General features: G+C 67.3%; 4 protein-coding genes. 2 read left to right on the forward strand and 2 right to left on the reverse strand.

Annotated elements, in window-relative coordinates; genetic code table 11:
• Nucleotides 1-223: 223 nt before the first annotated feature.
• Together ACXJKR_RS22170 and ACXJKR_RS22175 are read right to left on the reverse strand one after the other, a co-directional pair.
• A complete protein-coding gene (locus ACXJKR_RS22170) occupies nt 224-622 on the reverse strand; it encodes a PilZ domain-containing protein (RefSeq protein ID WP_327082894.1) in 399 nt (132 codons plus the stop codon).
• 33 nt (nt 623-655) lie between these two features.
• A complete protein-coding gene (locus ACXJKR_RS22175; RefSeq protein ID WP_056202576.1) occupies nt 656-1,093 on the reverse strand; it encodes a hypothetical protein in 438 nt (145 codons plus the stop codon).
• Nucleotides 1,094-1,194: 101 nt separating this feature from the next.
• Between ACXJKR_RS22175 and ACXJKR_RS22180 the strand changes: the two genes are divergently transcribed.
• Together ACXJKR_RS22180 and ACXJKR_RS22185 are read left to right on the forward strand one after the other, a co-directional pair.
• Entirely contained in the window at nt 1,195-1,764 is a 570-nt protein-coding gene (locus tag ACXJKR_RS22180) for a DUF1134 domain-containing protein (protein ID WP_235532072.1), read from the forward strand.
• A gap of 67 nt (nt 1,765-1,831) precedes the next feature.
• Nucleotides 1,832-5,850, forward strand: a 4,019-nt coding sequence (locus tag ACXJKR_RS22185; protein ID WP_457324653.1) for an LAGLIDADG family homing endonuclease, incomplete at its 3' end; no start/stop codon positions are given.

The raw sequence follows: 5,850 nt of genomic DNA on the forward strand, positions 1-5,850 counted from the left end.
GCTGAAACGGATCAGGTCGAAGAGGGCGTCGTCCAGGCCACCGTCTCCTTCGCCGAACCAGGTCAGCGCGCGCGAAATGGCGTAGAACAGGCAGAAGTAGTAGACGCCCGCCAGCATGCGCAGATTGCAGACGCGGCGAAAGGCTTGCAGCGGGCTGAGGTCCTCCATTCGGGCGATTCTCGGTGGGCCATCGCCGCCCGGTGTGGGATGCGACGAACTGCCCTCAGGGGCTGCCGGCCGCGGCAATCAGCGCCTTGAGTTCCCGCTCCGATGCCGATGGATCGCCGAGGTTCACTTCGATGAGGCGGCGCAGATGGGTGATGGACTCGATGTCGATGCTGCGGCACAGCACGCCGGCATGGCTGCCCTCGACATGGGCCAGCTCGCCCGCCATCGAGATGACGATGTCTCCCGGGGCGCCGGCGCCGAGGGGGAGCTTGACGAGGCAGGGCATGCCGACCTGCGGCGGGTGACCGGCCGGCAGTTGCAGCAGCACGCCCTTGAGGGAAATATCCAGCACCTGGCAGCGCAGGTGTTCCTGGGTCGTGATCAGCTCGGCGCCCGAGGCGAAGGCGACGCGGGTGAATTGGCGGCGTTCGGTGCTGATGATGGTCTCCCTGATCGGGCGAGCCCGGGCGAATGGGTTCGGCCGATCCTAGATGAAAGGTTCCAGCGCGGCACTGCTGCTGAAGACGGTGCTGTGCTCCACCGCCTGCTGCAGCCGCTCCGGGGCCAGCGAGGCCAGGCCCATGGCTTCCAGCATGAACCAGGCGGCGCGCAGCAGGGCGACGATTTCGTCGCGCGTGCCGTCGATTTCGACCGGGGAGTCATCCCAGCCGCGCTCCTGCTGGGCCTGGCGTGGCGCAACCACGGCGGGCCGGTGCGCCCGCGCGATGCGGGCCAGCAGCTCGCGGGTGTCGACCGTTGCGCTGGGGGCATCAATGAGCCTGACCAGATCACCGAGCTGCTGCTCGGCCGCGGCGGCCAGCAGCCGGGCGGCCTGGTCGGCCCCGCCCGCCAGATAGAGGCCGGCGGCGAGGTCGGCGTATTCGAGGGCGGCGGACAGCCGCTGGAGGTCGGGGTTGGACGACATGATCGTCGAGTCTAGGTTGTGTGAAGGGGCAACGGGCGGCCAAACTTCACGCTGTTTTGTTTATGCTGGCCCCTCCAATGAGGGCCTCAAGGAGAGCTGCCGTGATCGATCGTCGCCAGCATCTGCAACACCTCGCCGCCCTGGCATCTGCTGCGGCTGTGCCTGCTTTTGCCGCGGATGACAAGGACGGCACCTATGACGAGGAGTCCGTCCTCAAGGCTGCCACCGATTTCTTCGGCCAGACGACGGAAGGCCTTGCCAAGGTCATCGAGAAAGCCTTCAAGGAGCAGGGGCGGCCCAATGCCTACATCAAGGGCGAGGAAGCCGCCGCCGCCATCACCGTGGGCCTGCGCTATGGCGACGGCGAGTTGCTGATGAAGGGCGGCGGCGCGTCCAGGGTCTACTGGGCCGGACCGTCCATCGGCTTCGATCTGGGCGCCAATGCGTCCAAGGTCTTCACGCTGGTCTACAAGCTGCCCAAGGCCAGCGCGATCTACCAGCGCTTTCCCGGTGTGGACGGCAGCCTTTACTACATCGGCGGCGCCGGCATCAATTACCAGCGCCTGAATGGCATCACGCTGGCGCCCATCCGCCTGGGCGTGGGCCTGCGCGCCGGGGCCAGCGTCGGCTACATCCACTACCGCCGCGAGAAGAGCATCAACCCGTTCTGAGCGGCCATTCCGCGTCCGCGCCGGCAGGCGTAGACTGTATTTTTGTACAGCATTTTCCGGGGCCAACGTGAGCACCACCAACGACCTGTCCGTGCAGGACATTTCCAGCGAAGTTCTGATCGAGAAATACGCCAAGGGCGGCGAGCAGACGCCCGACGAACTGCGTGAGCGCGTCGCCCGCGCCCTCGCCCAAGCCGAGAAGCCGGCCGACCGCGCCCACTGGACGGCGGCCTTCCTCGACGCGCAAAAGCGTGGCTTCGTGCCGGCCGGCCGCATCATGTCCGCCGCCGGCACCGAGCTGTCGGCCACGCTGATCAACTGCTTCGTGCAGCCGGTGGGCGACTCCATCGCCACGCCCGAGGACGGCGTGCCTGGCATCTACACCGCGCTGACCGAAGCCGCCGAGACCATGCGCCGTGGCGGCGGCGTCGGCTACGACTTCAGCCGCATCCGCCCCATGGGCGCCTGGGTGGGCTCCACGCGCAGCCATGCCTCAGGCCCCATCAGCTATATGCGCGTGTTTGATCGATCCTGCGAGACGGTGGAGAGCGCCGGCAGCCGCCGCGGCGCGCAGATGGGCGTGCTGCGCTGCGACCACCCCGACATCGAGGCCTTCATCCACGCCAAGGACCAGGGCGACCTGCGCAACTTCAACATCTCTATCGGCGTGACCGACGCCTTCATGGAGGCCGTGCAGGCCGACGGCACGGTGGAGCTGGCGCACAAGGCCCAGCCCAGCGCCGAGCAGATCGAGGCCGGCGCCTACCAGCGCGGCGACGGGCAATGGGTCTACCGCAAGGTGCGCGCCCGCGAGCTGTGGGACCAGGTCATGCGCTCCACCTACGACCACGCCGAGCCGGGCGTGCTCTTCCTGGACCGCATCAACGCTGACAACAACCTGCATTACTGCGAGACGATTGCGGCGACCAACCCGTGCGTGACGGGCGATACGCGGCTGGCGACCCAGCACGGCCTTGTGCCCATCGCCTGGCTGCAAGCCAATGGCGCGGCGTTGGATTGCACGGTGGACCGGCGCGCCCTTGGCGCCGAAGAACGCGGCACCGTGGTTCGCCCCGCCGTACCCGCCTTCCTGAGCGCCGGCCAGGCCGAGGTCTTCAAGGTCACGACGGCCGAAGGCTATGAGATCAAGGCAACGGCCTGGCACGAGTTCTACACAGCACGCGGCAAGCTCAAGCTGTCCGAGTTGAAACCGGGCGACGAGCTGTGGGTGCAGTCCGGCAAGGGCCAGTTCGGTGCCCAGGGTAGCGAGGCACTTGGCACCTTGCTCGGCTTGATCACCGGCGACGGCCATTTCACCAACCGCGGCAAGGGCGAGCAGGCCGCAGTCGTCAACCTGTGGAACGAAGAGCGCCAGCTTGCCGACGGCATCGCCGGCTTCGTCAACACCTTGATTGCTGGCATCGCTCAGGCACCGCGTGAGTACCACGTCAAGCCGGTCGCCATTGCCGAACGCAATCTGGTGATGATTCGCTCCATCATGYTGGCCCGCGTGCTGGACGGCTATGGCTTCAACGCGAAGACCAAGCTGGCCGTGCCCGAGGTCGTCTGGCAGGGCAGCGAGGACTGCATGCGCGGTTATCTGCGCGCGCTGTTCCAGACCGACGGCACGGTCAATGTGTCTTCGTTCAGCCAGAGCTGCTCGGTGCGGCTGTCGTCCATTCATCGGCGCCTGCTGCAGGACGTGCAGGTGCTGCTCGCCAACTTCGGCGTGTTCTCACGCATCCACGAGCGGCGCCAAGGCGGCGCGCGCAGCCTGCCGGATGGCCACGGTGGCCGACGCGACTATCTCTGCCAGACGCTGCATGAGCTGATCGTCGATGGCGAGTCGCGCGAAGTCTTCATGCGCGAAGTCGGCTTCCTGCTACCAACCAAGCGAGAGAAGTACGAGGCCTGGGTTGAAGGCAAGGCGCTGCTGAAGACCCAGCGCTTCGCCGCGAAGATCACATCCATCGAGGCTGCCGGCATCGAGCCCGTCTACGACACGACGCAAGCCGACGGCAACACGGTCATCTTCAATGGCCTGGTGACCGGGCAATGCGCCGAACAACCGCTTCCGCCCTACGGCTGCTGCTGCCTCGGCTCCATCGACCTGACGCGCTTTGTGCGCGACCCCTTCAGCGCCAGGCCGGTGTTCGACGAGGCCGGCTTTGCCGAGGTCGTGGCCGTGGCCACGCGCATGTTGGACAACGTGCTCGACGTGACGCCGTGGCCGCTGCCCGCACAGGCGCAGGAGGCGTCCAACAAGCGCCGTGTCGGCCTGGGTTTCACGGGCCTGGGCGATGCCCTCGTCATGCTGAACCTGCGCTACGACACGCAAGAAGCGCGCGACATGGCCAGTCATATCAGCGAGCTCATGCGCGACGCGTCCTATTCGGCGTCGAGTGATATCGCCGCCGAGCGTGGCAGCTTCCCGCTGTTCAATGCCGACCTCTACCTGTCCGGCGGCAGCTTCGCATCACGCCTGCCACAGGGGCTGAAGGACAAGATCCGCAACCAGGGCCTGCGCAACTCCCACCTGCTGTCCATCGCGCCCACCGGCACCATCAGCCTGGCCTTCGCCGACAACGCCAGCAACGGCATCGAGCCGGCCTTCTCCTGGACCTACACGCGCAAGAAGCGCCTGCCGCAGACGGAGGGTGGCGGCTTCAAGGAATACGCCGTCGAGGACCATGCCTGGCGCTTGTATAGGCATCTGTTCGGTGCCGATGCGCCACTGAGCGAAGCCTTCGTCACCGCGCTGGAGCTGAGCGCGGCCGACCACGCATCGATGGTCGCGGCCGTCGCGCCCTATATCGACACGTCGATCAGCAAGACGGTCAATGTGCCGGCCGACTATCCGTACGAGGACTTCCAGAACCTCTACATCCAGGCCTGGCAAACCAAGCTCAAGGGCCTGGCCACCTATCGGCCCAACAGCGTGCTGGGTTCGGTGCTGTCGGTCACGCCCGAGGTCAAGCAACCGGAGCCATTGCGAGCCGACGTCGGCGGCGCCAACCAGCGCTTGCGCGTGGAGCGCCTGCCCAATGCGGTGGTGGCCTCGCTGCGCTGGCCCAGCCGCCCCGACATGYCCGGCGGCAACCCGGCCTGGAGCTATCTGATCCAGCACCCGCACGGCGACTTCGCCCTCTTCATCGGCGAGCYGCCGCTGGAGGGGCCTGACGCCGGCCTGTTCGGGCGCAACCTGCCTTTCGAAGTCTGGGTCAACGGCGCCGAGCAGCCGCGTGGCCTGTCGGCTCTGGCCAAGACGCTGTCCATGGACCTGCGCACCAACGACGCCGCCTGGCTGCGCCTCAAGCTCGATGCGCTCGCGACAGTCGCCGAGGAGCGCGCCTTCGAGATGCCCATGCCGCCCAGCGGCGAGAAGCGCCTCTTCCCCGGCGTCGTCGCCGCAACGGCGGCCGTCATCCGCTGGCGCTGCGAGCAACTCGGCGCGCTGGCCGAAGGCGGCGCCACGCCCGTGGTCGACGCCATGTTCAGCCGCAACGAGCCGCGCACCGGCGTGTCCGGCACGCTGGCGTGGGCGGTGGACGTGGACAACCCAGCCACCAACGAGCAGTTCACGCTGACGCTGAAGGAAGTGGTGCTGCCCACGCCCGAAGGCGGCAGCGTCATGCGGCCGTGCGCGATGGGCTTCTCGGGCAATTACCCCAAGGCCCTGGACGGCCTGGCGCGACTGCTGTCGCTGGACATGCGCGTGATGGACCCCGGCTGGATCGCGATGAAGCTGCGCAAGCTGCTCAATGTCGGCGAGCCGCTGGGCCACTTCATGGCGCCGGTGCCGTCACTGAACGGTGAGCGCCGCCAGCAGGTCTGGCCTTCGACGGTGGCCTACGTGGCCCGCCTCGTCATCCATCGCTACGCCATGCTCGGCATCCTCGACGAAGCCGGCCAGCCACTGAGCGACATGGGCCTGCTGCAGACGCCCGCACCCAAGCTCGCGGCGGCCGCTGGCACCCTGCAAGTCCAGGCCGGCAAGCCCTGTCCGGAATGCGGCAACGCGACCATGATCCACAAGGACGGCTGCGATTTTTGTACGGCGTGTGGCTATGTGGGGCAGTGCGGGTG

The sequence above is a fragment of the Roseateles sp. P5_E11 genome (assembly GCF_054049355.1).

Excerpts from the sequence above, each read along its gene's own strand:
- ACXJKR_RS22175 (WP_056202576.1), bottom strand. The coding sequence starts at position 1,093 with ATGTCGTCCAACCCCGACCTCCAGCGGCTGTCCGCCGCCCTCGAATAC.